We start from the raw sequence: 23002 nt of genomic DNA, 5'->3' as shown, positions 1-23002 counted from the left end.
GAGAGGATCCACAGAGTGTCCATAAAATTACGTTTGATTCTGCTGATTGGCACCGGGCTGATGACCGCGTTGATCATGAGCCTGGTCAGCTATCTGGGAAACACCCAGATGGCGGAGGCGGTGAATGACAACGAGGTCAGTATGGCCGTGCTGCGCAATCACCTCGAAGCCGACATGATGCACGACGCGTTACGCGCCGACGTGCTGTCGGCGATGCTGGTCGGGCTGGGTAAAAGTACCAGCAGCAAAGCCGAGGTGCGGACCTCCATCGAGGAACATGCGGCGCATTTTCGCGAAATGCTCGGTGAAAACCTCAAGCTGCCGGTCAACGACACCATCAAGGGGGCCCTGAACAAGATCAAGCCCAGCCTCGATACCTACATCAGCGCAGCCGAACGCATCGTCGGGCTGGCGCTGGAAAATCCGGAGGCCGCGCAACAACAACTGGGCGGTTTCAGTAGCGTATTTAGCCAGCTGGAAGATCAATTGGCCGCACTCAGCGAACTGATCGAAACCAACACCCAACAGACCAGTGTCGGCACTCAGAAAGTCATCAGTAACGCCAACTTCACCCTCGGCGGCGTCCTCATCGCCAGCCTGTTATTGCTGCTGGCCCTGGGGCGCGGAGTGATGCTGAGCATCATGGGGCCGTTGCAAACCGCCAGCCGCATCGCCAACAGCATCGCCCATGGCAACCTGAGCGAACCGATTGTCGAGCCCACTCACAACGACGAAGCGAGCGCCCTGATTCGCAGCCTCGCGACCATGCAGCGCGATCTGCGCGGCATGATCGAAGTCGTGCGCAGCAACGCCCACGGCGTGAGCGGCATGAGTGAGCAATTGAGCAGTGGCTGCCACGAAGTGGCCGGTAGCAGCCAACAGCAAAGCGTAGCGGCCAGCACCATGGCGGCGGCCGCCAGCGAAATGACCGCGAGCATCGAGGAAATTACCCGGCATGCCGAACGGGCGCTGAACATGGCCAATCAGGCCGAGGCACTGGCCAAGGATGGCGGTCGTGTGATCCATCAGGTGGTCAACGACATGGACGGCATTGCGCGTTCGGCGCAGCAATCGGCCCAGGTGATCCGCACGCTGGACAAGGAGTCCGAAGGGATTTTCAGCATCATCCAGGTGATCAAGGGCATCGCCGACCAAACCAACCTGCTGGCGCTCAACGCCGCGATCGAAGCCGCTCGTGCCGGTGAGCAGGGCCGTGGATTTGCCGTGGTGGCCGACGAAGTGCGCAGCCTGGCGGGACGCACCAGCGCCTCCACCCAGGAAATTGCCACGATGGTCTCACGCATCCAGCAAAGCACCCGCGAGGCGGTGACCAGCATGGAGGCGGGCGTGGCTCAGGTCGACAAAGGCATGGCCGTGACCGCCGACGTCGAGCGCGCCATCCGCGAAATCCTCGACGCCACGTTGAACACCACGCAACTGGTCAACGACATCACCCGCACCATCGGTGAGCAGAGCCTGGCCAGCAACGAAATCGCCCATCAGGTCGAAATGATTGCCGGCATGTCCGAAGGCAACAGCAAAATCATCGGCCGGACTGCCTCGACCACCGATGAGCTGTCCACTTTGGCGGGCAAGCTGTCGCAGTCGGTGGATCGGTTTCGCCTTTGAGGTTTGTGTGCCGAGCCGATGATTTTCGGTGGTTGTAAAGGCCTCTTCGCGAGCAAGCCCGCTCCCACACTTGATCTCTGTCGTACACAAATCTGTACTCACTGGAGATCAAATGTGGGAGCGGGCTTGCTCGCGAAGGCGTCAGTCCTAACAAAGTCGATTACAGGTACTTATCCGTCACCGCGCCTTCCGAGGCGCTGGACACGGTCTTCGCGTACTTGGCCAACACCCCGCGTTTGTACTTGGATTCCGGGCGCACCCAACGGGTCTTGCGCTCGGCCAGTTCGGCGTCGGAGACATCGACCGTGATCTGTCGTGTTTCGGCGTCGATGGTGATCTTGTCGCCGTCTTCAATCAGCGCGATCGGCCCGCCATCAAAGGCTTCGGGCGTGATATGGCCCACCACAAACCCGTGTGAACCGCCGGAGAAGCGGCCGTCGGTGATGAGCGCAACGTCCTTGCCCAGCCCCTTGCCCATGACCGCCGACGTGGGCGAGAGCATTTCGCGCATGCCGGGGCCACCCTTGGGGCCTTCGTAGCGGATCACGATCACGTCGCCGGCTTTGACTTCGCCGTTGAGGATACCGGCCAGCGCACCTTCCTCGCCGTGATACACACGCGCCGTGCCTTCAAAGCGCAAGCCTTCTTTACCGGTGATCTTGGCCACGGCGCCGGTGGGCGAGAGGTTGCCGCGCAGCACCACTAAATGGGAGTCCTTTTTGATCGGTTGGTCGAAGGGCAGGATCACGTCTTGACCCTCGGGGTAGTCGGGCACGTTTTCCAGGTTTTCAGCCAGGGTTTTGCCGGTGACCGTCAGCGCATCGCCGTGCAGCATCCCGGCGGCGAGCATGCGCTTCATCAGCGGCTGAATGCCGCCGATGGCCACCAGTTCGCTCATCATGTATTGACCGCTAGGACGCAGGTCGGCCACCACCGGGGACACCTTGCCCAGCTCGACAAAATCATCCAGCGTCAGCTCGACATCCACGGCATGCGCCATGGCCAGAAGATGCAGCACGGCATTGGTCGAGCCGGCGAGGGCGATCACCACCCGAATCGCATTTTCAAAGGCCTTGCGGGTCATGATGTCGCGCGGTTTGATGTCCAGCTTGAGCAACTCCATGACCTGCTGACCGGCGCGGAAACTGTCCGACGCCTTGTCGCTGCCGACGGCCTCCTGAGAGCTGGAACCGGGCAAGCTCATGCCCAGCGCCTCAATCGCGGAAGCCATGGTGTTGGCCGTGTACATGCCGCCGCAGGAGCCGGGGCCTGGAATCGCCACCTCTTCGATTTGCTTGACCTGAATCTCGCTGATGTCACCCCGTGCGTGCTGACCCACGGCCTCGAACACGGAAATGATATCGGTGTGGCCGGCGCCCGGCCGGATGGTGCCGCCATAGACAAAGATGGACGGGCGATTCAGCCGCGCCATGCCGATCAGGCAGCCCGGCATGTTCTTGTCACAACCGCCCACGGTCACCAGACCGTCGAAGCCTTCGCAGCCGGCCACCACTTCAATGGAATCGGCGATCACTTCCCGCGACACCAGCGAATACTTCATGCCTTCGGTGCCGTTGGCGATGCCGTCGGAAATGGTGATCGTGTTGAAAATGACGCCCTTGGCGCCGGCGGCATTCGCGCCTTTCTCGGCTTCAATCGCCAGCTTGTCGATGTGCATGTTGCAGGGCGTGACCATCGCCCACGTGGAGGCGATGCCGATCTGCGGCTTTTTGAAGTCCTCGTCCGTGAAACCCACGGCTCGCAACATGGCGCGGCCGGGCGTGCGTTCCACGCCGTCGACCACTTGGGAGGAATATTTGCGCAGATCAACTTTGTCGCTCATGACATCTCCTCACCGGCTCATCGAGAAAAGCACGATGAGTATAGTGGCCGAGGCGGACTATCAAGTCGGGAACAGACGCGCGGGTTTGCCGTGTCGTGATATTCTTCGCCCTAACTTGCTTTGACCTATTCAGTTTGCGCGTCCTTGAGACGCGCCAACAGAATCACTGTCGCTCAAGTAGCTGAAGCCAATAATGATAAAAAGTCAGTTCAGTAGGGACATATAAACTGAGGTCGATGGAGACACGTCGGCCTTGTGTGCCCACCCTCCAATCCTTATGCGTGCGCAACCCACAGCCTGCTGCCTGCATGCCGTGAACCAGGGGCCTCAAGCGTGGGGATGGAAGGGCGGATGGCGTTTTATCATAGGTGCTACACATGTTTAAAAAAATGAACACGGCCCTGCTGGGGCTGGCTTTGTCGATGGGGATCGCGTCCGCGCAAGCGGAAGAGGCAAAGAAAGTCGATGTGCTGCTGATTGGCGGCGGGATCATGAGCGCGACCCTCGGTGTTTGGCTCAATGAGCTGGAACCGGGTATGTCGATGGAAATGGTCGAGCGCCTCGACGGCGTCGCCCTGGAAAGCTCCAACGGCTGGAACAACGCCGGTACCGGTCACTCCGCCCTGGCCGAGTTGAACTACACCCCGGAAGACGATAAAGGCAACGTTCAGATCACGAAAGCCGTTGAAATCAACGAAGCCTTCCAGATCTCCCGTCAGTTCTGGGCCTGGCAGGTTCAGCAAGGCGTGCTGAAGAACCCGCGTTCGTTCATCAACTCCACGCCACACATGAGCTTTGTGTGGGGCGATGACAACATCAAGTTCCTGAAAAAGCGCTACGAAGCCCTGCAAGCGAGCCCGCTGTTCGCCGGCATGCAGTACTCCGAAGACCCGGCTGTGATCAAGAAGTGGGTTCCGCTGATGATGGAAGGGCGTGACCCGAACCAAAAAGTCGCGGCCACCTGGAGCCCGATCGGTACCGACATGAACTTTGGCGAGATCACCCGCCAGTTCGTTGCGCACCTGCAAACCACGCCAAAGTTCGACTTGAAACTGTCTAGCGAAGTGCAAGACATCACCAAGAACGAAGACGGCAGCTGGCGCGTCAGCTACAAAAACCTGAAAGACGGCACCAAAACCGAAACCGACGCCAAGTTCGTCTTCATCGGCGCGGGCGGCGGTGCACTGCACCTGCTGCAGAAGTCCGGCATTCCTGAAGCCAAGGAATACGCAGGCTTCCCGGTAGGCGGCTCGTTCCTCGTCACCGAAAACCCGACCATCGCCGAACAACACCTGGCCAAGGCCTACGGCAAAGCCTCCGTTGGCGCACCGCCAATGTCGGTTCCGCACCTGGACACCCGTGTCCTGGACGGCAAGCGCGTCATCCTGTTTGGCCCATTCGCGACCTTCAGCACCAAGTTCCTGAAAGAAGGCTCGTACCTGGACCTGCTGACCACCACCACCACGCACAACGTGTGGCCAATGACCAAAGTCGGCATCAAGGAATACCCGCTGGTCGAGTACCTTGCAGGCCAACTGATGCTGTCTGACGAAGACCGCCTCAACGCCCTGAAAGAATACTTCCCGAACGCCAAAGCCGAAGACTGGCGCCTGTGGCAAGCCGGCCAACGCGTGCAAATCATCAAGCGTGATGAAGCCGCTGGTGGCGTGCTGAAGTTGGGTACCGAGATTGTTGCTTCGCAAGACGGCAGCATCGCTGGTCTGCTGGGCGCATCGCCGGGTGCATCGACTGCTGCACCGATCATGCTGACCGTGCTGCAGAAAGTGTTCAAGGACAAGGTTGCTTCGCCAGCCTGGCAGGAGAAGCTGCACCAGATCGTGCCTAGCTACGGCACTCAGTTGAATGGCAGTCCTGAGAAGGTTGCTGAGGAGTGGGCTTACACCGCCAAGGTGTTGCAACTGACTCCGCCGCCGGCGATTGGTCAGATGGTAGCTCCGGCTGCTGCTCCGGCTGCTCCTGCCAAGGCGCCGAAGGCTAATGCTGCGACTGATATGGCTCTGTAACTAGAGGCCAAATCAAAAGCCCACTGAACCGGTGACGGTCAGTGGGCTTTTTTGTGGGCGCAATTCAGTTCTTGCAGGTTACGCAACACTCAGACCGAAGCGGGCTGACCGCTAACTCACTCCTGCGTTGGTTTTTTCTCAACGTCCTTCGAGCCACTAGAGGTGGCCGCATCTTTGTCCATCGCTTCCGAGTCGGCACCGGAGTTTGAACCCGCCGCTTCCTCACCTTTTTTGTCGGCCTTTTCCTCCTTGGATTCAGAGCCCTGAGCCTGGTTGATGCTGGGAAGCGCGGCAGGCGGCACAGCAGATTCTCCAGTCGCCTTTTCGGCAGCCAGTGCGAAAAGCGAGCAGGCGAACAGGCCCGCGATCGTGAGAGCAGCAATTGTCCTGTTCATCATTTAGGCCTGCCATGTGAGGGGTGTATAGCGTTGGAAAAACGGGGAAGGGGAAGGTGCTGAGGAGCTGACAAGCGGTGGTGGCTCCGGCTGAGAAGGCTAGTGTGGCTAATGAAAGTCAATTTATTGTAAGTGCTTAAGTGTAAATAAGTTTAAGGCTGCAATGGCTTCAGTTATTTTTATACACATTACTAGGTATTCTTTGTATGTCATGCTGATGGGGGTGCCATTATTTTGATTAAAGCTAATTTTTGCTTTTTTTGGATTGTATTTCATATGACTATGGAATGAGGCATTTCTTAAGTGGTTGTCATAGCAGGAGGAGATTTTATTTAAGTTGATGTTGTCCTTTACGCAGCGGAGTTTATCTCCATTTCCAATGCTAGTGAACTTTGCTAGTGAGTCTATTTTTTCAAAACTATGCGGATTCCCTCTTTCAATAGAATTGTTTAGCCCAGCAGGAATGTATAGCATCTTGGCTAGTTTTTCATAGGCAGAGCTATAGTATTTTTTTGTTCTATTGAAGTCGGTTGAAGTTGGCTTTATATTGTCTGATATTTCAATTCCTTTATTCAAGTAGGTAAAGATTTGAGAGAATTCACTGAATAATCCTATGAACTCTTCAATGGATTCAAGGTTGTTGATGTTTTGAGTGTTATTAAATTCGATGAGGGCGGTTATATCTCCAGTTTTACTTTTTTCTTCGATGAGCGCATCTAGTAGTTCGAGTCCGTACGAGCCTACTATATGATTTAGTAGCTTTTCTAGGTAATAGGAGTAGTTTTCTCCTTTTTTTTCATCGAAGATTATTTTATTTTTTTCAATGTAACTGTTTGCAAGGTCGTTCTTGTCTTTACTCAGCAATGAGCAGATTTTTAAGTAGAATCGCATCGCTTCGCTATTGTAGTTTTCGTAATTGGTTCTATGCTCAATAATTCCCTCGTTTTGTTCTTTGCTGAGTAGCTCGCTCATTCTCTGCATTTCGAGGCAATTTGATAGGATAGCCGTAAACATATCTCCTGCCTCAACAATTTTGTGGCTGGTGCCGAAGTCTGGATTTAGGTGAACTTGAATAGCCTCGGAATAGTTAAAGTTGTCTTCTCTGCAGTTGCGAATATATCTATATTGGCCGCGGGAGAATAGATTTTCCAATCCGAATTCAATTTCTTCTTCGCACTCAGTGCAAGGAAATATGTGGTTTTGTTTGTCCTCTCTCCCTACGGTTACTTTCAAAAGGTGCTTAGTGTCACAAGTGTTGCAAGCTATTTTTGGTGTGATTACCATGTAATTCATCCGCGATGGAAGGGTAGATTGTTTATAGGGTTTTAAGTGATACGAAAGACAATGAGATTTCTACACTTGTAACTCTCCAGCATGCGGTGAGCGGGGAGGGCGAGGTTTGTGTCGAGCCTTTTGTTAAGTCCTATGAGATGAGAAGCTTTCTGTTGGAGGCGATATCAATGTTTATTGAAGTCTAATATTTAGAGCGTAGGAGTCGAAGTTTAATTTTTATATCTATTTTAGTCGGATTTCTTCTAGGCGCAGTTAAATAAAATAAGCCAGTGTGGTTTTTTTGTGCAATTTTTAGGAGTGTCGAGCCCGCTCGGCGGGCCCGATTTTACTATGTTCTATATTATGTTCTTTGGAATAAACCATTAATGGAGAGAAGTTTTTTCCCCTCGGCTAAAATAGTTGAGGAATTTTCTCTGGTAAAAGCATTATCACCGACAAAGGAAATGGATTTTTGGCGTGGTATACGCACTCTTAATACAGAGAGCCCCTTGTACTCAACAAAGTCTATTTGAGATAGAATTTGGGACTTCAAAGGTTCCGATAATTCAGATTTTCGGATGTAGCCTAAGAATTTTTCTAAGTATTGCTCCGCGCTGTAACTCATTATTTCCATTTCGCGCTCCAAGCCCACGACATAACGAGCACCTACCACTACCGCCTTAACATCGTCGAGTAGGAAAATTTTATCGGAGTCGGCTTTTTTGTCAGCAACACCGATGAAAATATAACCATCTGCATCAGGGCCTACGTTAGCGATACCGCAGATAGTTTCAATTATTTTTGGTGGTAATTTTTCATCAAAATATCTTTTAGGTGAAAGATTTATCAGCCCTTGCTTGCACTCATATCTTGATGTTTCAATTCTAGATCTTCTTAAAGAGTTTTCCATGTCAAGCGCTAGGCCTGCACCATGCCTGAACATCGGTGGGTCTTTTTTTACAAAAAACCGTTGAATAAGTCCGATGGTCTTATCAACATTTGTCACTCGATCCGCAGTGGTAGAGTAATTAGCACTCTGGATCATAGCCCTTTGCAGGCCTCTTAAGGCAAGCATTATTTTTGAGTAGTCATCGGCTGTCATTTCTTTAATTATGACTAGCTGGTGAAAAGCCATAAATATTGAGAAGAAAGAACCTTTGATCGGGTTGCTGGATGACGGATTAACTATCCGATCGCAAAGCGTATTGATTCGTGCTATATCCGTCTATCACCTCAGTAAGGACGGACATTGTTATTTTTACTTCTTCTTTTAGGCGTTCTCCTCCATAGCTATTAAATTCCCTACGAACCTTCGAGTACTCAGACTCTGATTCATCATATATTTTGTCAAATAGTTCTTTGCTTCTTGCGATCGGCTCTCCTCTTATTATAGAAACGCATATATCAGTGATCATCTCTTCGTCTTCGCTATCGCGAAGTTGTTGGGATTTTAGTATCCCTTGTCGGCACCAGAAAATCTCTTCAGCTTTTAAAGCATATCCCATACCTGATCTGTAGGAATCAATGCTGATTTCTGGCATTCCGGAGAGTGGGAGTTTTTCTCTGGATGAATCACCTCTGATTTCAGATGCAAGTTCTCTGACTAAAAGTGAGAACTCATCAACTCGGCCTGCTTGGCGTTTCTCCTGCGCGCTTAATTGGCGTCCGCCAGAGTTTATTCTGCCAAATACATCGGTGATTTGTTCTTCGCTTTCAATTGGGAAGATAGTTACCGCTAGCTGATAGTCTAATATATTTGCGCAAGTGTTGGACGGGAGAAAGTTCGTCCCTTCTCTGGGGGCAGGTATAAATGCGCCAGCGTCTGCAGCTAATTTGGCGCGTGAGAATTCTTTTATGTCAAAAAACTCATCGTTAACAGCGTAGCAATTTTCAATGAATGCGAAGATTGCATTAAGTCGCTGCATTCCGTCCATTATTTCATAAAATATCCCATCGCCGTCGGACGCATCTGCGAGCATGATTAATGGGATTGGATAGTCTGAAATCAGACTATCTATCAATTTTTGTTTTTCCGCCAATGTCCAAACGAGTTTTCGTTGATATTTGCGGTTAACAATCAATCGGTCTTCCCGATAAAGGCGATACGCTTCTTGGACGCTCATGCCCCGTGGAGTAATGCTCATCTATTATCTTCCCTTAAATAATCGTCTGGCCCTGCTTTCTACGATCAAATACCCATGATTGTGGCGCTGGTGACATCCTAAAAGCTGACAAGCTAGTGCCATAATGCCAGCACCGGCTATCGAACGGAAGAAGCCTAATAATCACTCGTTCTCTCTCTTGATCGCATTTGCTATTCCTTTGGCTCCAGCGGCACTGAATGCAGAGCTAGACGGCGTGAATCAGCTGCCCGAAACCGATCCCGCATTCCCATCCCGCAAACCAACCATGGCTAAACGCCGTCCCAATTCCTGTGAAACCTTTGCCTTAGCCAGTGTGATGGCCTCTGAGCTGGCATTCATCCTCGAAGGTCCTAAATGCAATTTTGCATTGGCATTAGAGCAGATGATTTCGTTGTCGGATTTGTCGGTGAATCGGGTGTTGGATCAGGTAGATCCGCAGGAGTAGGTGAGGGAAGCCCCGTTCCATTTAGGTGGGGCGAGGCTTTTGTGTTTTTAAGATCGGAAGATCGTCCGAACGCGGCCTGAGCTTTCGGAGCTCCTACGCGTTCGCGGATCTGATCCGTATTTTCCATCGCTATCTGCATCTGTAATGCACACAGCCTCCGGCTCACAATAACGGCACGCTCCGCAGTCGCGGCAACCGCTGCACCGCAAACTCATAATGTAGGAGGCCCAATGGGCAAGATGGCGATTTTCCTGGGTGGATTTCTGGTGTTGACCATTTTGATTGGGGCCCTCGCCACGATCTCTCCCACTTAGTCCTTCCAGCGATCAAACATCTTCCCGCCAGCGCCGCGCCTGAACGACCAACGCCGGCGCAAAATGCAGAACGACCATTCGCACCAGGTGATGGGTCAGGATGAACACCACGTTCAGCCCGCCACTGAAGGCGACGAGGGCGATGGTTTCGATGGCGCCAGGCATGTACGCCAGCCACAACGACAAGGGATCGCTGCCCAGAACCCGCGCGGCCACTGCGGCAAACGCTGCTGCGATCAGCAGCATCAGGCCGACGGCCATCAGCCCGGCCCGTCCGTGGCGGACGAGTTCTGCGAGGCTGATGTCTTTGAATTTCGAGCCAATCAGCACGCCGAGGAGGACCACGGCGGTGTCAACACTCCATGACGGCAGGTGGAAGGCCTGGAGATAGCCCAGCTTGAGGTAGACGCCGGTGACGACGATCGCGGTGAGCATGAACGGCGCCGGAACGCCGACGCGCAACAGCAAGCGGCCGAGCAACAGGCACAAGGCGATCAGCGACAGCAGGGTCAGCGCGGTACTCATGAGCAGTGGGCTGCTCTGGGTAAGTGCCACGTTGGTCTGTCCGGGAATGCAAAAACTGACCAGCACGGTGATCGACAACAGTCGGACCAGATGCACGACTATCACCTTGCTGGACGCGCGCTCGGACTCGAGCAAATCGAACACGGCGGCGAGTGCGCCCGGATACACGGCTAACAGGGAGTCCTTCGGGTTCCATCCCGAGACCTTGAGCAGCCACACACCGGCCACGGCGCTCTGGACCGTCAGGCCCAGCAGCATGAAGCCCAGGCTGGGCAACATGGCGGCCGCCGTTTGGCTGTTCCACGAGGTGAACATCAGGCCGGTCGCGATCCCCAACACGATTTGCACGTAGCCAAGGCTGAAGGGCAGCGCGGGGGAAAAACGCAAGTTGCTGGCGATCAATGCAGTGGCGAGTATCGAGCCGAGCAACAGGCCATGAGGGAGACCGGCATATTGCAGCGCGGTGCCGACGCCGGTGGCGATCAGCAAACACAGGAGGGTTTTCATGGTGTTGATGAGTCTTCCTTGATTCTTGTAGAACCCAACGCTTGCATCCGGGCCACGCACGTTTTCCCATCTAACGGCCTGAAGCGTCAAGTGACAAAAAGCACAACGCCTCCACAGTGGGAGGCGTTGCAGTTTCAGCGATAACGCTCGTGTTACTTAACGTCGAAACGATCCAGGTCCATTACTTTGGCCCAGGCGGCTACGAAGTCTTTGACGAACTTCTCCTGCGCATCAGCGGTTGCATAGACTTCCGCCAACGCTCGCAGTTGCGCATTCGAACCGAAGACCAGATCGACACGGGTGCCGGTCCACTTCACCTCGCCGGTTTTGCGATCGCGCCCTTCAAACTCCTCATTCGCCTCCGACAGCGGTTTCCATTCCACGCCCATATCCAGCAGGTTTTTGAAGAAGTCGTTGGTCAACGCTTCCGACTGCTTGGTGAACACACCGTGTCTGGTTTGCCCGACGTTGGTGTTCAGCACGCGCATGCCGCCAATGAGCGCGGTCATTTCCGGCGCGGTGAGTGTCAGCAGTTGCGCCTTGTCGATCAACAGCTGCTCGGCCGCTACGCGGTACCTGCCTTTGAGGTAGTTGCGGAAGCCATCGGCGATGGGTTCGAGGAAGCCGAAAGACTCCACGTCCGTTTGCTCTTGGGAGGCGTCCATCCGTCCAGGTGTGAAAGGCACCGTCACGGTTTGACCGGCATTTTTCGCCGCCTGTTCGACGCCAGCGTTACCGGCCAGCACGATCAGGTCTGCCAACGAGATCTTCTTGCCGCTGTTGTTGAACTCGCTTTGGATACCCTCGAGTTTCGCCAGCACGTTCGCCAGTTGCTCAGGCTGGTTGGCCTGCCAGAACTTCTGCGGGGCCAGACGCAAACGCCCACCGTTGGCGCCGCCGCGTTTGTCGGAGCCACGGAAGGTCGAAGCCGCCGCCCAAGCCGTAGATACAAGCTGCGAGACGGTCAGGCCCGAGGCCAGGAGTTTGCTCTTGAGTGCGGCGACGTCACTGTCGTTGACCAGGGCATGGTCAACCGCAGGAATCGGGTCTTGCCACAGCAACACTTCGCTCGGCATTTCCGGGCCGAGGTAGCGGGAGAGGGGACCCATGTCGCGGTGGATCAGCTTGAACCAGGCGCGGGCGAACGCGTCGGCCAACTGGTCTGGATTGGCCAGGAAGCGCCGCGAAATCGGTTCATAGATCGGGTCGAATCGCAGCGACAGGTCGGTGGTCAGCATGGTCGGATTACGACGTTTGGACGGGTCGTGAGCATCCGGAATGATGCCGGCGCCGGCGTTGTTTTTCGGTATCCACTGGTTCGCACCGGCCGGGCTTTTGCTCAGTTCCCACTCGAAGCCGAACAGGTTCTCCAGGTAGTTGTTGCTCCATTTCGTGGGTGTTGTGGTCCAGGTCACTTCCAGGCCGCTGGTGATGGTGTCCGCGCCCTTGCCGGTGCCGAAGCTGTTCTTCCAGCCAAAGCCCTGTGCTTCGAGGCCAGCGGCTTCGGGTTCGGCGCCGACATTGTCGGCAGGTCCGGCGCCGTGGGTCTTGCCGAAGGCGTGGCCGCCGGCGATCAGTGCCACGGTTTCTTCGTCATTCATCGCCATGCGCGCGAAGGTTTCGCGGATGTCTATCCCGGCCGCGACCGGGTCGGGGTTGCCTTCCGGGCCTTCCGGGTTCACGTAGATCAGGCCCATTTGCACGGCGGCCAGCGGGTTCTCCAGGAACCGCCCCTGGTCGGTGCGGCTCTCCTCATTTTCCCCCGGCTCAGCAACGAGTGGGCCTTCGCCAGGCTCTTGCATGGGCTCGTTTTTTTTGCCGTAGCGGGTGTCGCCGCCCAGCCACTTGTTTTCCGAGCCCCAGTAGACGTCCTCATCCGGTTCCCAGACGTCCGGGCGACCGCCGGAAAAGCCGAAGGTCTTGAAGCCCATGGACTCCAGCGCGACGTTGCCGGTGAGGACGATCAGATCGGCCCAGGAAATGTTACGACCGTACTTTTGCTTGATCGGCCAGAGCAGCCGGCGTGCCTTGTCGAGGCTGACGTTGTCCGGCCAACTGTTGAGCGGCGCGAAGCGTTGCTGACCGGAACCGGCGCCACCACGACCGTCACCGGTGCGGTACGTACCGGCGGCGTGCCAGGCCATGCGAATGAAGAGTGGCCCGTAGTGACCGAAGTCCGCCGGCCACCAGTCCTGGGAATCGGTCATCAACGCAGTCAGGTCTCTTTTGACCGCTTCAAAGTCCAGGCTTTTGAAGGCTTCGGCGTAGTTGAAGTCCTCGTCCATGGGGTCGGACAGGGACGAGTGCTGATGGAGGATCTTCAGATTCAGTTGGTTCGGCCACCAGTCGCGGTTTGTCGTGCCACCGCCAGCGGCGCTAATGAACGGGCATTTCGATTCGTTTGCCATGTGTGAGCTACCTTTGGTCGTATTCATCCGGCTATCCGGCCCAACGCGGGCGTTAAACAGCAACGGGCGAAACCAATGACACAGGCTGCAGGGCCAGCAGTTTGATCAACTGATTGTTTTGATCACAGGGGAATTCTGAACAGCGGCAATCGAGTTGCCTGCACGGTGGCCCACGGCAGGTTTAGTCAGGCTTCTGACCCATTCCTATCTCCTTATCAGCTCTTGACCGGCCGGCTTAGGGTGCCGGCGCTCGAGTAAGGTTAGACCCCAGTTGGGAAGTCAGCTAATAGGGGGAGTATTGGGTCGTGATAGGCAGAGTCTTTTACTGGCATCAGCGGCTATGTCGAGCCCGCAGAGCCGACTGACGCGGCGGCTTTTCGAGCGTTGTTCGAAGAGACGGGCGTCAGGGGCGAGGCGATAACGGGATCAGAAGTAGTACCCGATATTGACGTTGGTCCGGTAATACCACTGATTGCTGCCAACCGAATGGGTATTGGTAAAGCCCGTACCGTTCTCCGCACCGCCATAGGGGTTGGCGTTTTTTGCCCAGGTCAGGTCGACCCACGCCATGATCGGCATGGCCAGGAACTGCGCGCCGACGGTGTACATCTGCGAGTCGTCCCACCCGCTCTTGTCTTTCATCATGCGACTGTAGTCGTTGTACAGTTTGATCTTCTTCAACTGACCCAGTTTCGGCGTCGGGATGTCATAGCCGACGTTCAGCGAAGCGATGGTGGCCTTGGAGGCGATCAGGTACGCGGGCGTCAGGCCGTTGCCGCCCATCAGCACCGAGTCGTTGCTGACACCGGCAGGGTTTTTGGGGTCGTACTCGTAGCGAATGCCTTGGGTGGAAACGGTCCACGCGCCGGCGTTGATGATGGCGTGGATACCGCCGGCCCAGTAATCGCCGTCGTCTTTGGTGGTGGCGTTGTACAACTGGGCGGCGGCCACCGACGCACCGATCTCGGTTTTCCAGCCGTCATTGATAAAGGTCCGCGCGACCCGGGCGTTGATCTGGTTGTGTTTCTCATTGTCCTGGCGCGACTGAGTGAAGGGGATGGCATTGTCCTTGAGGTCGGCAAAACGCCCGACTTCCGGCGAGTAGCGAATGTCGGAAGGCAACATGCGCGGGAAGTACCCCAGTTGCAGATCCCAGTCCTGATCCTTATAGCTGTACTTCAAGCCCGTGCCGGCGCTGACGCCATAGCCCATGAAGAAGGGCAGGTGATAGCTCCAGCCAAATTGCGGATAGGGTTCCAGGCCAAACGGTTTGAGCGGCGCGCCCAGTTGCAGGTTTGAGTTGCTGTTCAGGCGGTAGCCGACGAAGCCGCGATCGATGGAGTGCTTGCCGTCATCCTGAAACCAGTAGCCGACATCGCTATAGAGATTTTTGTAAGTCGCCTGTACGTCGATGCGGAAGGTGTCGAAGAGAAAGCGCCCGTTGTTTTCGGTGGTGTCCCAATGCTCGTCGCGGTAGTTGGTTCGCAGGGCACCACCGATGTCCAGGCTGCTTTCGCCATCGTCGCTGCGCCAGGCGATATGCGGAAACGGCTTTTTACCGGTAGTCGATGTCACGGGCGCAGCGGGACCGGGTTCACCGGCGAAGCTCACGCAACTGCTCATCATCAGTCCCATACATATAACGTAATGCTTCATGTTGACTCCGCTGCTCAATTGAACGCTACAAAGTGACCGGCAACACTGTTCCGTTCGCCTTGAAAGTGGCGATGGGCGGAAAACGTCGGGTGTTGCTTTGATTAGGTGCGTTTCTGTTTTTATTGTTTCATGGGTAATACGGCGTATGGCCTATGAACTCAGGGTTACCTGAGCAGAAACTATGCCAACTTCCGAAAGCTGTCCAGGTGCTTAAAAATTCAATAAAAACAATTGTTTATATGGGAAACATATTTGTTTGTATTGCCCATGAAACGGGCGCGTCGAGGGGTAACGAAACTGCACGTTCACTGTGCGTTTTTTATGTCGCGCGCATAAAAAAGGCCGACATACCTGTCGGCCTGTTTAACCCTGGAAACTTGATACTCGCGTTATAGATCCAGTACCAAGTGCCGACTCTTGCAACCTGACACACATACCATCATGGATTTGTTGGCCGCACGTTCGGCTTTGGTCAGCACGCCGTCCCGGTGGTCGACATCACCTTCCAGCACGCGTGTTTCGCACGAACCGCACACCCCTTCGCGACAGCTGTACTCGATGTCGCAACCCGCCTCGAGCAGCACATCGAGCAAACTCAAGCCGGGCTCGATCGACAGCGTCTTGCCGGTTTTTTTCAGCTCGACGCTGTAGCTGCTCTGCGCGTCTTCAGACGGCGGCAGTTCGGCCGCCGCGAAACGCTCGATATGCGCATGAGGGTAACCGAGGCCTTCGCAGGTGCTTTCGAAAGCATCGAGCATCGGCGTCGGACCACAGCAATAGAAGTGCGTATCGCTGGGCTGATCGGCCAGGTAGGCGCTCAGGTCTGGCGGCATGCCCTTTTCATCGTTGAAGTGATAGACGACTTTGGCGCTCAAGCCGCTGAGTTCCTCAACCAGCGCGGCTTCCTGTCGCGAGCGGGCGCAGTAGATCAGCTCGGCGGATTTTCCCAGTGCCAGCAGTTGGCGGAACATGCAGTAAATCGGTGTGATACCGATACCGCCGGCCACCAGTACGCTGTGTTTGGCACTCAGGTCTAGCTGGAAATTATTGCGCGGCGACGAGATCGGCAGTTGCATGCCGACCCGCAGTTGCGCGTGCACAAATTCCGAGCCGCCACGGCTGTTGCGATCACGCAGGATGCCGATCACATAACGGCCTCGATCGCTCGGCGAGTTGAGCAATGAATAGCTGCGCACCAGTCCGTTGGGTAAATGCAGATCGATGTGCGAGCCGGCTTCAAACGGGGCGAACACCGTGTCGCCAAACGGCCGCAACTCGACGCTGATGATGCCTTCGGCTTCATAGCGCAGCGTGTGCACGCGAGCGGTGAGGGGGGAGGAATGGGACATCGGTCACCTCTTTTCGACAGTACGCAAATCGAGATCGAGACGCGCGCCGGCCTCGATCTCCACCCGCAGTTCGGGAAACACCAGCGCGCTCACTTCAACCAGCGTGGAGGTAGGAAAAACCGCCTGACCTTTGAAGAAGTCACGCCGTGCGCGACCCACTTCATCCTTGTCGGCGATGGCCGTGACATACACCGTCAAACGGTAAATGTTGCCGACATGCCCACCCGCCGCCTCGACCAGCGCCCGGACTTTGTTCAACACGACAAGTGTCTGGGCGTAGGCATCGAGCGGCGCGTCAGCCACAACGGCCAGGCGTGTAGCGGGATGGCCGGTCATGCCGGACATCACCACTTCATTGCCGATCAGCAAGGCATTCGACCAGGTGGCGCTGGCCGGCTCGATCAACGAGCCGGCCTGAACACGATGCACGGCTGCGTTCATGGCAACTGCTTCGCGTCGATCAGCTCCAGTTGGGCCTTGGCCGCGTTTTTCAGGTAGCGACGCAGACGCACCACACCGAGGTCATGCTGGTAGAGGTTTTCCCGCTGGTTGGCGTCCGGTTCCATGAATTCGAGCAGCACCCGGTCCTGTTCCAGCACCGCCCAGTGGCGTGCTTCCAGACGATTTTTGTAGAGGAAACGCCAGGTGTCACGCTGCCAACCGGTCAGTGGACGGCAGCGCCAGTGGAACACCGCCGACAAGGAACGGCTGCTCGGTGTGTAGCTGCCGATGATGGTGAAGTTGCCGCCCGGGCCGCCGGTTTTCGGATAGGGAATTTCCAGGCGCAGCCAGTGGCAGCCGTTGTCCATGAACTCGGTCCAGTCGAAATTCACCCCGCGCTGGCCTTCTTTCTCGAAGAAGAAACCGTTGTCGGTGTCGCGGGTGACGAACTTGGCGGTGGCTTCGCCTTCGCTCATGGAGTGCGACATCTTGTGCAGGTAGGTGCCGTGCATCGGGTCCATGACGTTGTCGATGACGTAGCGATAATCGCCTTTCCACTCGGTGTAGCAGAGGAAGCTGCTCCATTCGGGGGAGGTCAGTTGCTCTGGCAGGACCAGCTCCGGCGGGGTGTCCACGTGCGGATCTGCAGCGTTGTACAGAAAAATTGCGCCAGCGGCTTCACGGGTGTGGAACATGCGTGTCGGGCGGCTGCCTTCAAGCTTGCAACCGGGGCTGCCGGGGACTTTGGTGACCGTGCCGTCACAGCGCACTTCGACGCCGTGATAAGGGCATTGCAGACGGTCACCCAGCACCGGCCCCTGGGACAGCGGCGCGCCGCGATGAGGGCAGTGATCTTCCAGGGCGTGGACGCTGCCGTCATTGTCGCGCCACAGGGCGATCTTGTAGCCCAGGCGGCGAATCGATACCGGTTTTTCGCCCAATTGATCGGAGGGCAGGACCGGGAACCAAAGGTTTTTCAACCCGTTGGCCAAGAGGTTTTCAGCGGGATCGACGGTTGTATTCATGTTCATTTCTTATTGTCCTCCGGCGGGTCATTCGCCCAGCCGAGCCATCAGGGTTTTATAGGCGTCTGCTGTCCACTCTCCGGTGGTCAGCGGGCAGGGCGGCCCGGCCAGATTCAGGTGCGCGAGCAGGTCGGGCAACTCGGTCACCCCGTTGCCAAAAGCGCGCTCGATAGAGTCGCCGAGCAACTCTTCGAATTGAGTGTTGGGACGTTTGCGGGCCTGATGGGGCTCCAGGTAGGGTTCGGTATTGCTCATCTCATTGACCTCCGTTACGTACCCGTTCGCGGATCATTTCGCGCACGGGAATAAAGTCATACGTCGGGAAAACTTCGGTGCTGAACACGCCCCAGGCCGAGCGTTCGAGCTCGACGTTGAGGGCCGGCAGCAGGCTCGGCGGCAACCGCAGGGTGACGATCTGGCCAAGGCCCATGGCCACGGTCCAGGACACCACCTCGACGCCTTGCGGGGGAAACCGTTCCCACCAGTCCTGCTGCTTCATGTGCCGCTGAATGTCTTCCAGGTTCTTTGATTGGTCGTGCTTGAGCAGCACGGTCACCAGCAAGGTTTCGCTCATGGCTACGATCCTGCTCACGCCACGTTCGGCATCGGCACGGTCCAGGCGTCATAGCCATAAACCCAGTCGGCGTTGCCGCCGTCCTTGAGCCATTGGTTGCCGCGCGAGCCGATCTGGATCTGACTGGTGCGTTGCAACCGCGCCTGCTGATAAGCCTGCAGGGCATCGGCGATCTGCGCGGTGCTGGTCAGGTCTTGCAAATGGCGAGCGAGCACCACCGCGTCTTCGATCGCCTGGCCGGCGCCTTGCGCCATGAACGGCATCATCGGATGGCAGGCATCGCCCAGCAGGGTCATCGCACCTTTGGACCAGAACGGCAGCGGATCGCGTTCGTACAGCGCGGTCTTGAGCACCTCGTTGCACGCATCCAGCAGGGCGCGAGCATCCGGGTGGAAGTCCTGATAATGACTGCGCAACTCATCGGCATTGCCGGCGCTGGTCCAGGACTCTTCATGCCAGCTGTCTTGAGCGGTGGTGGCGAAGATGAAAATGTCCCGGCCCTGGTTCAGCGGAAACGTCACGATCTGGCTTTGTGGAGTAGGGCCCCACCATTTAGTGAACGCCTGAATGTTCGGCAGATGGGCCACGCTTTCGGCAGGTACGACGGCGCGGTAAGCGACCACTCCGGTAAAGCGCGGCTGCTCATCACCGAACAGCGCATTACGCACCACCGAATGGATGCCATCGGCGCCGATCAACAGATCGGTGACGTGGCGGCTGCCATCCTTGAAGCGCAACTCGATACCGTCGGCGGTTTGCACGACGTGCTCGGCGCGTTTGCCAAACTGCACCTGTTCTTGCGGAAAGACGTCCGCCAGCGCGGCCAGCAGATCGGCGCGGTGAATGGTCAGTTGCGGTGCACCGTATTTCTGTTCGGCGGCATCGGACATTTCCAGGCGCGAGGTTTCCTCGCCGCTGTCCCACAGACGGCTGATCCGGTGCGTTGGACGAGCGGCCGGAATGCGCACGGCAGCGCCCACCCCAAGACCATCCAGAGCACGTACGGCATTAGGGGTCAGGTTGATGTCGGCGCCGACCCGCAAAAAGGCTTTCGACTGTTCGAATACGGTGACGTTATGGCCTGCGCGAAGCAGCGCAATGGCGGCGGTCAAGCCACCGATACCGGCCCCGGCGATAGCAATATTCAGCGAAGACATGGACGACTCCTGCTCAGGGTTTCGGTTTGTCGGTGAGGAACTTGCCTTGCGGCGCTTCGACATGTTGCTGGCGTCGGGTATTGCCATCGATGCCGCCGGCAATCGCCCATTCAGCGAACATCGTCGGGCCCGGCTCGAAGTCCCGCGGCTGCCATTCGCCGGTCAGTTGGTCTTCGTCGGCGTAGTACTCGACCAGCGCGCCGGCCGGGTTTTTGAAGTACCAGAAGAACGCCGAAGACACCGGGTGCCGACCCGGACCGATTTCCGTTGCCCAGCCGCGGCGGGAAATGTGCATGCCGCCACCGAACACTTCGTGCACATCGCGCACGGTGAAGGCGACGTGGTTCAGGCCGGCGCGAGGGGCGGGCAGTTGCAGCATGAACAGGTCATGGTGGCCGCCTTCTTCGGCGGTGCGCAGGAACGCCCCGCGATCCGGATAGCGGTCGGAGGCCTGGAAGCCGAAACGCTCGTGGTAGAAGGCTTCGCAGGCGTTGACGTCCTTGACGAAAAACACCACATGGCCGACTTCGATCGGCGTGGCGCGGTCGTAGATCGGCGCAGCCTTGTTGATCCGGCCTTTGGTCTGCCAGGTGTTATGGCCGCTGCACTCGATTTCCAGTTCACGCTTGCGGGTCACTTGCAGGCGGATCGCCAGGCCATTGGGGTCGGTGCAACCGATGCGCCCATCCGCTTCGATGAAGCCCGGATCGTTGGCGATTCGTTCGCTATAAAGCTTCAAGTCAGCGTCGCTTTCGACGCCCCAGACTACTTCGCGCACGGTCGAACCGGCTTCGATGGCGGGTGGCAAACCGGCCTTGTTGATGTCGGCGAGCACCACGCGGCAACCGTTGAGGGTTTCGAAGATCACTTCGTCAGGCTGCTCGCTGACTTTCGTCAGGCCCCAGTCGCTGAAAAAACGCACGCTGGTGTCGAGGTCCTCGACGCCGTAGGTGACTTCATCAATGCCTAAAACGCTCATAACCCAACCTCTCGTTGCACACCGGCCCAGGCCAGTGGCTGTTCATTCATGCCCCAATAAAGGCTTTTCTGTTCCATGTACTGCAGGATGCCGAGGCGACCTTTTTCACGGCCCAGACCGCTGTCGCGCCAGCCGCCGAACGGTGTGGAAATCGAGAACTGTTTGTAGGTGTTGATCCACACCGTACCGGCCTGAATTTTTCGGCCCAGCGCCCAGGCGCGTTTGTAGTCGCGCGTCCAGATGCCAGCGGCGAGCGCGTACAGGCTGTCGTTGGCCTGCTCGAGCAATTGCGCTTCGTCATCGAAGGGCATCGCCACCAAAACGGGGCCGAAGATCTCTTCCTGACAGACCTGTTGGCTGTTGTTCAGGCCTTCGAGGATGGTCGGCGGGTAGTAATAACCCTGGTCGTACACACCGCCGCTCGGACGCTTGCCACCGAGCAGCAGGCGTCCACCTTCGGCCAGCCCTAGAGCAACATAACGCTCCACCGACTCGCGGTGGCCGGCGCTGATCAACGGGCCCATTTGCGTGCGTTCATCGGCCGGATCACCGACGCGCAGTTCGGCCGCAGCGGCCACCAGGCGCGCCATGAACGGCTCATACAACGCGCGGGCGACGAACAGCCGCGAACCGGCAATGCAGGCTTCGCCCGAAGAGCTGAAGATGCCGTACAGCACACCCGCCACCGCGTGGTCGAGGTCGGCATCGTCGAGGACGATGGTCGGCGATTTGCCGCCCAGTTCCAGCGACACCGGCATCATTTTGTCAGCGGCGATGTGGGCAATGTGCTTGCCGGTTTTGGTGCCGCCGGTGAACGACACGCGCTTGACCAGCGGGTGACGCGTCAACGCATCACCGAGCAGCGAGCCCTTGCCCGGCAGCACACTGAGCAGGCCTTTAGGCAACCCGGCGTCTTCGCAGATGCGCGCCAGTTGCAGGGCCATCAACGGGGTGATTTCCGCCGGTTTGATCACCACCGCGTTGCCCGCCGCCAGCGCCGGAGCGACCTTCTGCGCTTCGCTGGCAATCGGCGAGTTCCACGGGGTGATCGCAGCAATCACGCCCATCGGTTCGTAAACGCTCATGCTGACGAAATCACCACGGGATGGCGTGATGGTTTCTTCGAGGGTTTCGCAGGCCGAGGCGAAAAACTGGAACGTGCCGGCGGCGCTGGCCACCAGGGCGCGGGTTTCGTTGATCGGTTTGCCATTGTCCTGGCGCTGTAATTGCGCCAGTTCTTCGCTGCGCTCACGGATCAGCTCGGCGATGCGGTACAGCACGCTGGCCCGCTCGTGAGGTTTGCGCTGCGCCCAGCCACTGTGCAAAAACGCCTGATGGGCGCCTTGCACGGCGTCTTCAACGTCGTCGACACTGGCGGCATTCAGCCAGGCAACGGCTTCGCCCGTGGCGGGGTAGCACGTGGCATAACGCTCGCCGCGACCGAGGCGCCAGTCGCCGGCAATGCAGATCGGTAAAGTCTGTTCGAGAGTCATCGACGGTTCCCTAAATCGAAATCGCATGGGCGTGGTTGCCCAAGGCGCGGACAACGCTGTAAACGGTCAGCGCCGAGGTCTTCGGGTTGGCCAGCAGCGGTTTGCCACGCAAGCTCAGTTCGAAACCGCCAAAAGCGCCGCGGGCTTCGAAGTGATGGACGTTCTCCTCGCTCAGCGGATCGGCGATCAGTGTCACGTGGGTGCGGTCCAGGCCGAGCCCGGCCAGCGACAAGGTCGCTGCGACGTTGGCGTTTTTTGGATAGAGCCGTGCCGCTTCCCGGGCGCTGCCTTCAAAAATCACCGTGGCTTCGGTAATGCTGTCCAAATCACAAGCCTGTTCCGCCGGGGTGTTTTTCCAGGCACGCGCCGGTTTGCGGCCGGTGTAATTGACCGAATCCAGCCCACCAACTTTGGCCGCCGACAAGGCGTCGATGCCGCCGATGGCGCCTGGCAGCAATTCGATGCGGGTCTGGCCGCGTTCGGCTGCCGCTTCCAGGCGTTCAACCAGGCCGACTTCGGACAGCGCGCCGACCGAGACGATCAGGCAGGCGATGCCACGTTCCAGCGCGGGCAACACATGTTCTTCGATGGCGCGGTGGCCGGCGCACTCGACCAACAGGTCCGGGCGGGCGTCGGCCGGTAAGGCGGTCAGCACCTGCGGTGGTTGCTTGAAACTGGCCAGCCGCTGGCGGACCAGTTCTTCAGACCCGGCCGAAGCGATGACGTAATCAACGCACAGCTGCGGGTCCTTCTCCAACAGTTCGAGCACGCCGACGCCAATGGCGCCGCAGCCGATCATGGTGATATGCAACATGACGAAGT

20 protein-coding genes and 1 pseudogene are annotated in these 23002 nt (G+C 57.1%); 4 read left to right on the top strand and 17 right to left on the bottom strand.

The genetic code is table 11. The features are described from left to right. Nucleotides 1-15 precede the first annotated feature (15 nt). Nucleotides 16-771 (top strand): annotated as a pseudogene (locus tag ASC74_RS32780) (MCP four helix bundle domain-containing protein); the annotation flags it as partial. Next, a complete protein-coding gene (locus tag ASC74_RS32775; RefSeq protein ID WP_442965804.1) occupies nucleotides 766-1629 on the top strand; it encodes a methyl-accepting chemotaxis protein in 864 nt (287 codons plus the stop codon). The pseudogene ASC74_RS32780 and the gene ASC74_RS32775, both read left to right, overlap by 6 nt. Nucleotides 1630-1789: 160 nt before the next feature. Here ASC74_RS32775 and ilvD read toward each other — a convergent pair whose 3' ends face one another. After that, entirely contained in the window at nucleotides 1790-3472 is a 1683-nt protein-coding gene (ilvD, locus tag ASC74_RS26435; RefSeq protein WP_056745389.1) for a dihydroxy-acid dehydratase, read from the bottom strand. A 377-nt stretch (nucleotides 3473-3849) separates the two neighbouring features. Here ilvD and mqo point away from each other — a divergent pair, with 377 nt between their 5' ends. Next, nucleotides 3850-5496: a malate dehydrogenase (quinone) gene (gene mqo, locus ASC74_RS26430; protein ID WP_056745388.1), complete on the top strand. Its 1647-nt coding sequence runs from the start codon at nucleotides 3850-3852 to the stop codon at nucleotides 5494-5496. Nucleotides 5497-5612: 116 nt separating this feature from the next. Here the strand turns inward: mqo and ASC74_RS26425 are convergent, their stop codons facing one another. From ASC74_RS26425 to ASC74_RS31945, 4 genes are all read right to left on the bottom strand, one after another. After that, on the bottom strand, nucleotides 5613-5891 hold the full coding sequence (locus ASC74_RS26425) for a hypothetical protein (RefSeq protein WP_056745457.1): 279 nt from the start codon (nucleotides 5889-5891) through the stop codon (nucleotides 5613-5615). A gap of 123 nt (nucleotides 5892-6014) precedes the next feature. Beyond that, complete coding sequence (locus ASC74_RS26420) at nucleotides 6015-7175, bottom strand: hypothetical protein (RefSeq protein ID WP_056745386.1); 1161 nt, start codon at nucleotides 7173-7175, stop codon at nucleotides 6015-6017. 349 nt (nucleotides 7176-7524) lie between these two features. Continuing rightward, nucleotides 7525-8265, bottom strand: a complete 741-nt coding sequence (locus ASC74_RS31950; RefSeq protein WP_201784102.1) for an AlbA family DNA-binding domain-containing protein — start codon at nucleotides 8263-8265, stop codon at nucleotides 7525-7527. 79 nt (nucleotides 8266-8344) lie between these two features. Then, nucleotides 8345-9307 carry a DUF262 domain-containing protein gene (locus ASC74_RS31945; RefSeq protein ID WP_201784101.1) on the bottom strand — a complete coding sequence of 321 codons (963 nt, stop codon included), beginning with the start codon at nucleotides 9305-9307 and terminating at the stop codon, nucleotides 8345-8347. A gap of 103 nt (nucleotides 9308-9410) precedes the next feature. On the opposite strand from ASC74_RS31945, the gene ASC74_RS26410 reads away from it, so the two are divergent. After that, complete coding sequence (locus ASC74_RS26410; protein ID WP_056745384.1) at nucleotides 9411-9752, top strand: DUF6124 family protein; 342 nt, start codon at nucleotides 9411-9413, stop codon at nucleotides 9750-9752. A gap of 326 nt (nucleotides 9753-10078) precedes the next feature. Here ASC74_RS26410 and ASC74_RS26405 read toward each other — a convergent pair whose 3' ends face one another. From ASC74_RS26405 to ASC74_RS26350, 12 genes are all read right to left on the bottom strand, one after another. After that, nucleotides 10079-11098 carry an AbrB family transcriptional regulator gene (locus tag ASC74_RS26405; RefSeq protein ID WP_056745382.1) on the bottom strand — a complete coding sequence of 340 codons (1020 nt, stop codon included), beginning with the start codon at nucleotides 11096-11098 and terminating at the stop codon, nucleotides 10079-10081. Between the two features lie 152 nt (nucleotides 11099-11250). Beyond that, entirely contained in the window at nucleotides 11251-13506 is a 2256-nt protein-coding gene (gene katG / locus ASC74_RS26400) for a catalase/peroxidase HPI (protein WP_056745380.1), read from the bottom strand. Between the two features lie 426 nt (nucleotides 13507-13932). After that, entirely contained in the window at nucleotides 13933-15162 is a 1230-nt protein-coding gene (locus ASC74_RS26395) for a hypothetical protein (RefSeq protein ID WP_056745378.1), read from the bottom strand. Nucleotides 15163-15551: 389 nt separating this feature from the next. Further along, entirely contained in the window at nucleotides 15552-16511 is a 960-nt protein-coding gene (locus tag ASC74_RS26390) for a PDR/VanB family oxidoreductase (RefSeq protein ID WP_056745376.1), read from the bottom strand. Nucleotides 16512-16514: 3 nt separating this feature from the next. Then, entirely contained in the window at nucleotides 16515-16952 is a 438-nt protein-coding gene (locus tag ASC74_RS26385; protein WP_056745374.1) for a Rid family hydrolase, read from the bottom strand. Beyond that, a complete protein-coding gene (locus tag ASC74_RS26380) occupies nucleotides 16949-17983 on the bottom strand; it encodes an aromatic ring-hydroxylating oxygenase subunit alpha (RefSeq protein ID WP_056745372.1) in 1035 nt (344 codons plus the stop codon). Before ASC74_RS26380 ends, ASC74_RS26385 begins: the two co-directional genes overlap by 4 nt. 21 nt (nucleotides 17984-18004) lie before the next feature. Then, nucleotides 18005-18232: a recombinase-like helix-turn-helix domain-containing protein gene (locus ASC74_RS26375; protein ID WP_027923567.1), complete on the bottom strand. Its 228-nt coding sequence runs from the start codon at nucleotides 18230-18232 to the stop codon at nucleotides 18005-18007. Nucleotide 18233: 1 nt separating this feature from the next. Then, complete coding sequence (locus tag ASC74_RS26370) at nucleotides 18234-18551, bottom strand: hypothetical protein (protein ID WP_056745369.1); 318 nt, start codon at nucleotides 18549-18551, stop codon at nucleotides 18234-18236. A gap of 14 nt (nucleotides 18552-18565) precedes the next feature. Further along, a complete protein-coding gene (locus ASC74_RS26365; protein ID WP_056745367.1) occupies nucleotides 18566-19708 on the bottom strand; it encodes an FAD-dependent monooxygenase in 1143 nt (380 codons plus the stop codon). A gap of 13 nt (nucleotides 19709-19721) precedes the next feature. Continuing rightward, nucleotides 19722-20687, bottom strand: coding sequence for a VOC family protein (locus ASC74_RS26360; RefSeq protein ID WP_046049004.1), 966 nt, complete (start codon nucleotides 20685-20687; stop codon nucleotides 19722-19724). Then, nucleotides 20684-22180, bottom strand: coding sequence for an aldehyde dehydrogenase (locus ASC74_RS26355; protein ID WP_056745365.1), 1497 nt, complete (start codon nucleotides 22178-22180; stop codon nucleotides 20684-20686). The genes ASC74_RS26360 and ASC74_RS26355 overlap by 4 nt, the downstream gene beginning before the upstream one ends. Before the next feature lie 10 nt (nucleotides 22181-22190). After that, entirely contained in the window at nucleotides 22191-22994 is an 804-nt protein-coding gene (locus ASC74_RS26350; RefSeq protein WP_046049002.1) for an aspartate dehydrogenase, read from the bottom strand. Nucleotides 22995-23002 lie beyond the last annotated feature (8 nt).

The organism is Pseudomonas sp. Root329 (assembly GCF_001424925.1).
GTDB lineage: Bacteria > Pseudomonadota > Gammaproteobacteria > Pseudomonadales > Pseudomonadaceae > Aquipseudomonas > Aquipseudomonas arabinosi.
The sequence above is the reverse complement of the archived record's forward strand: the minus strand, read 5'-3'. Positions and strand labels throughout refer to the sequence as shown.

Coding starts and splice junctions, on each gene's coding strand:
- ASC74_RS32775 (WP_442965804.1), top strand. CDS start 766: ATGCAGCGCGATCTGCGCGGCATGATCGAAGTCGTGCGCAGCAACGCC.
- ilvD (WP_056745389.1), bottom strand. CDS start 3,472: ATGAGCGACAAAGTTGATCTGCGCAAATATTCCTCCCAAGTGGTCGAC.
- mqo (WP_056745388.1), top strand. CDS start 3,850: ATGTTTAAAAAAATGAACACGGCCCTGCTGGGGCTGGCTTTGTCGATG.
- ASC74_RS26425 (WP_056745457.1), bottom strand. CDS start 5,891: ATGAACAGGACAATTGCTGCTCTCACGATCGCGGGCCTGTTCGCCTGC.
- ASC74_RS26420 (WP_056745386.1), bottom strand. CDS start 7,175: ATGGTAATCACACCAAAAATAGCTTGCAACACTTGTGACACTAAGCAC.
- ASC74_RS31950 (WP_201784102.1), bottom strand. CDS start 8,265: ATGACAGCCGATGACTACTCAAAAATAATGCTTGCCTTAAGAGGCCTG.
- ASC74_RS31945 (WP_201784101.1), bottom strand. CDS start 9,307: ATGAGCATTACTCCACGGGGCATGAGCGTCCAAGAAGCGTATCGCCTT.
- ASC74_RS26410 (WP_056745384.1), top strand. CDS start 9,411: ATGCCAGCACCGGCTATCGAACGGAAGAAGCCTAATAATCACTCGTTC.
- ASC74_RS26405 (WP_056745382.1), bottom strand. CDS start 11,098: ATGAAAACCCTCCTGTGTTTGCTGATCGCCACCGGCGTCGGCACCGCG.
- katG (WP_056745380.1), bottom strand. CDS start 13,506: ATGGCAAACGAATCGAAATGCCCGTTCATTAGCGCCGCTGGCGGTGGC.
- ASC74_RS26395 (WP_056745378.1), bottom strand. CDS start 15,162: ATGAAGCATTACGTTATATGTATGGGACTGATGATGAGCAGTTGCGTG.
- ASC74_RS26390 (WP_056745376.1), bottom strand. CDS start 16,511: ATGTCCCATTCCTCCCCCCTCACCGCTCGCGTGCACACGCTGCGCTAT.
- ASC74_RS26385 (WP_056745374.1), bottom strand. CDS start 16,952: ATGAACGCAGCCGTGCATCGTGTTCAGGCCGGCTCGTTGATCGAGCCG.
- ASC74_RS26380 (WP_056745372.1), bottom strand. CDS start 17,983: ATGAACATGAATACAACCGTCGATCCCGCTGAAAACCTCTTGGCCAAC.
- ASC74_RS26375 (WP_027923567.1), bottom strand. CDS start 18,232: ATGAGCAATACCGAACCCTACCTGGAGCCCCATCAGGCCCGCAAACGT.
- ASC74_RS26370 (WP_056745369.1), bottom strand. CDS start 18,551: ATGAGCGAAACCTTGCTGGTGACCGTGCTGCTCAAGCACGACCAATCA.
- ASC74_RS26365 (WP_056745367.1), bottom strand. CDS start 19,708: ATGTCTTCGCTGAATATTGCTATCGCCGGGGCCGGTATCGGTGGCTTG.
- ASC74_RS26360 (WP_046049004.1), bottom strand. CDS start 20,687: ATGAGCGTTTTAGGCATTGATGAAGTCACCTACGGCGTCGAGGACCTC.
- ASC74_RS26355 (WP_056745365.1), bottom strand. CDS start 22,180: ATGACTCTCGAACAGACTTTACCGATCTGCATTGCCGGCGACTGGCGC.
- ASC74_RS26350 (WP_046049002.1), bottom strand. CDS start 22,994: ATGTTGCATATCACCATGATCGGCTGCGGCGCCATTGGCGTCGGCGTG.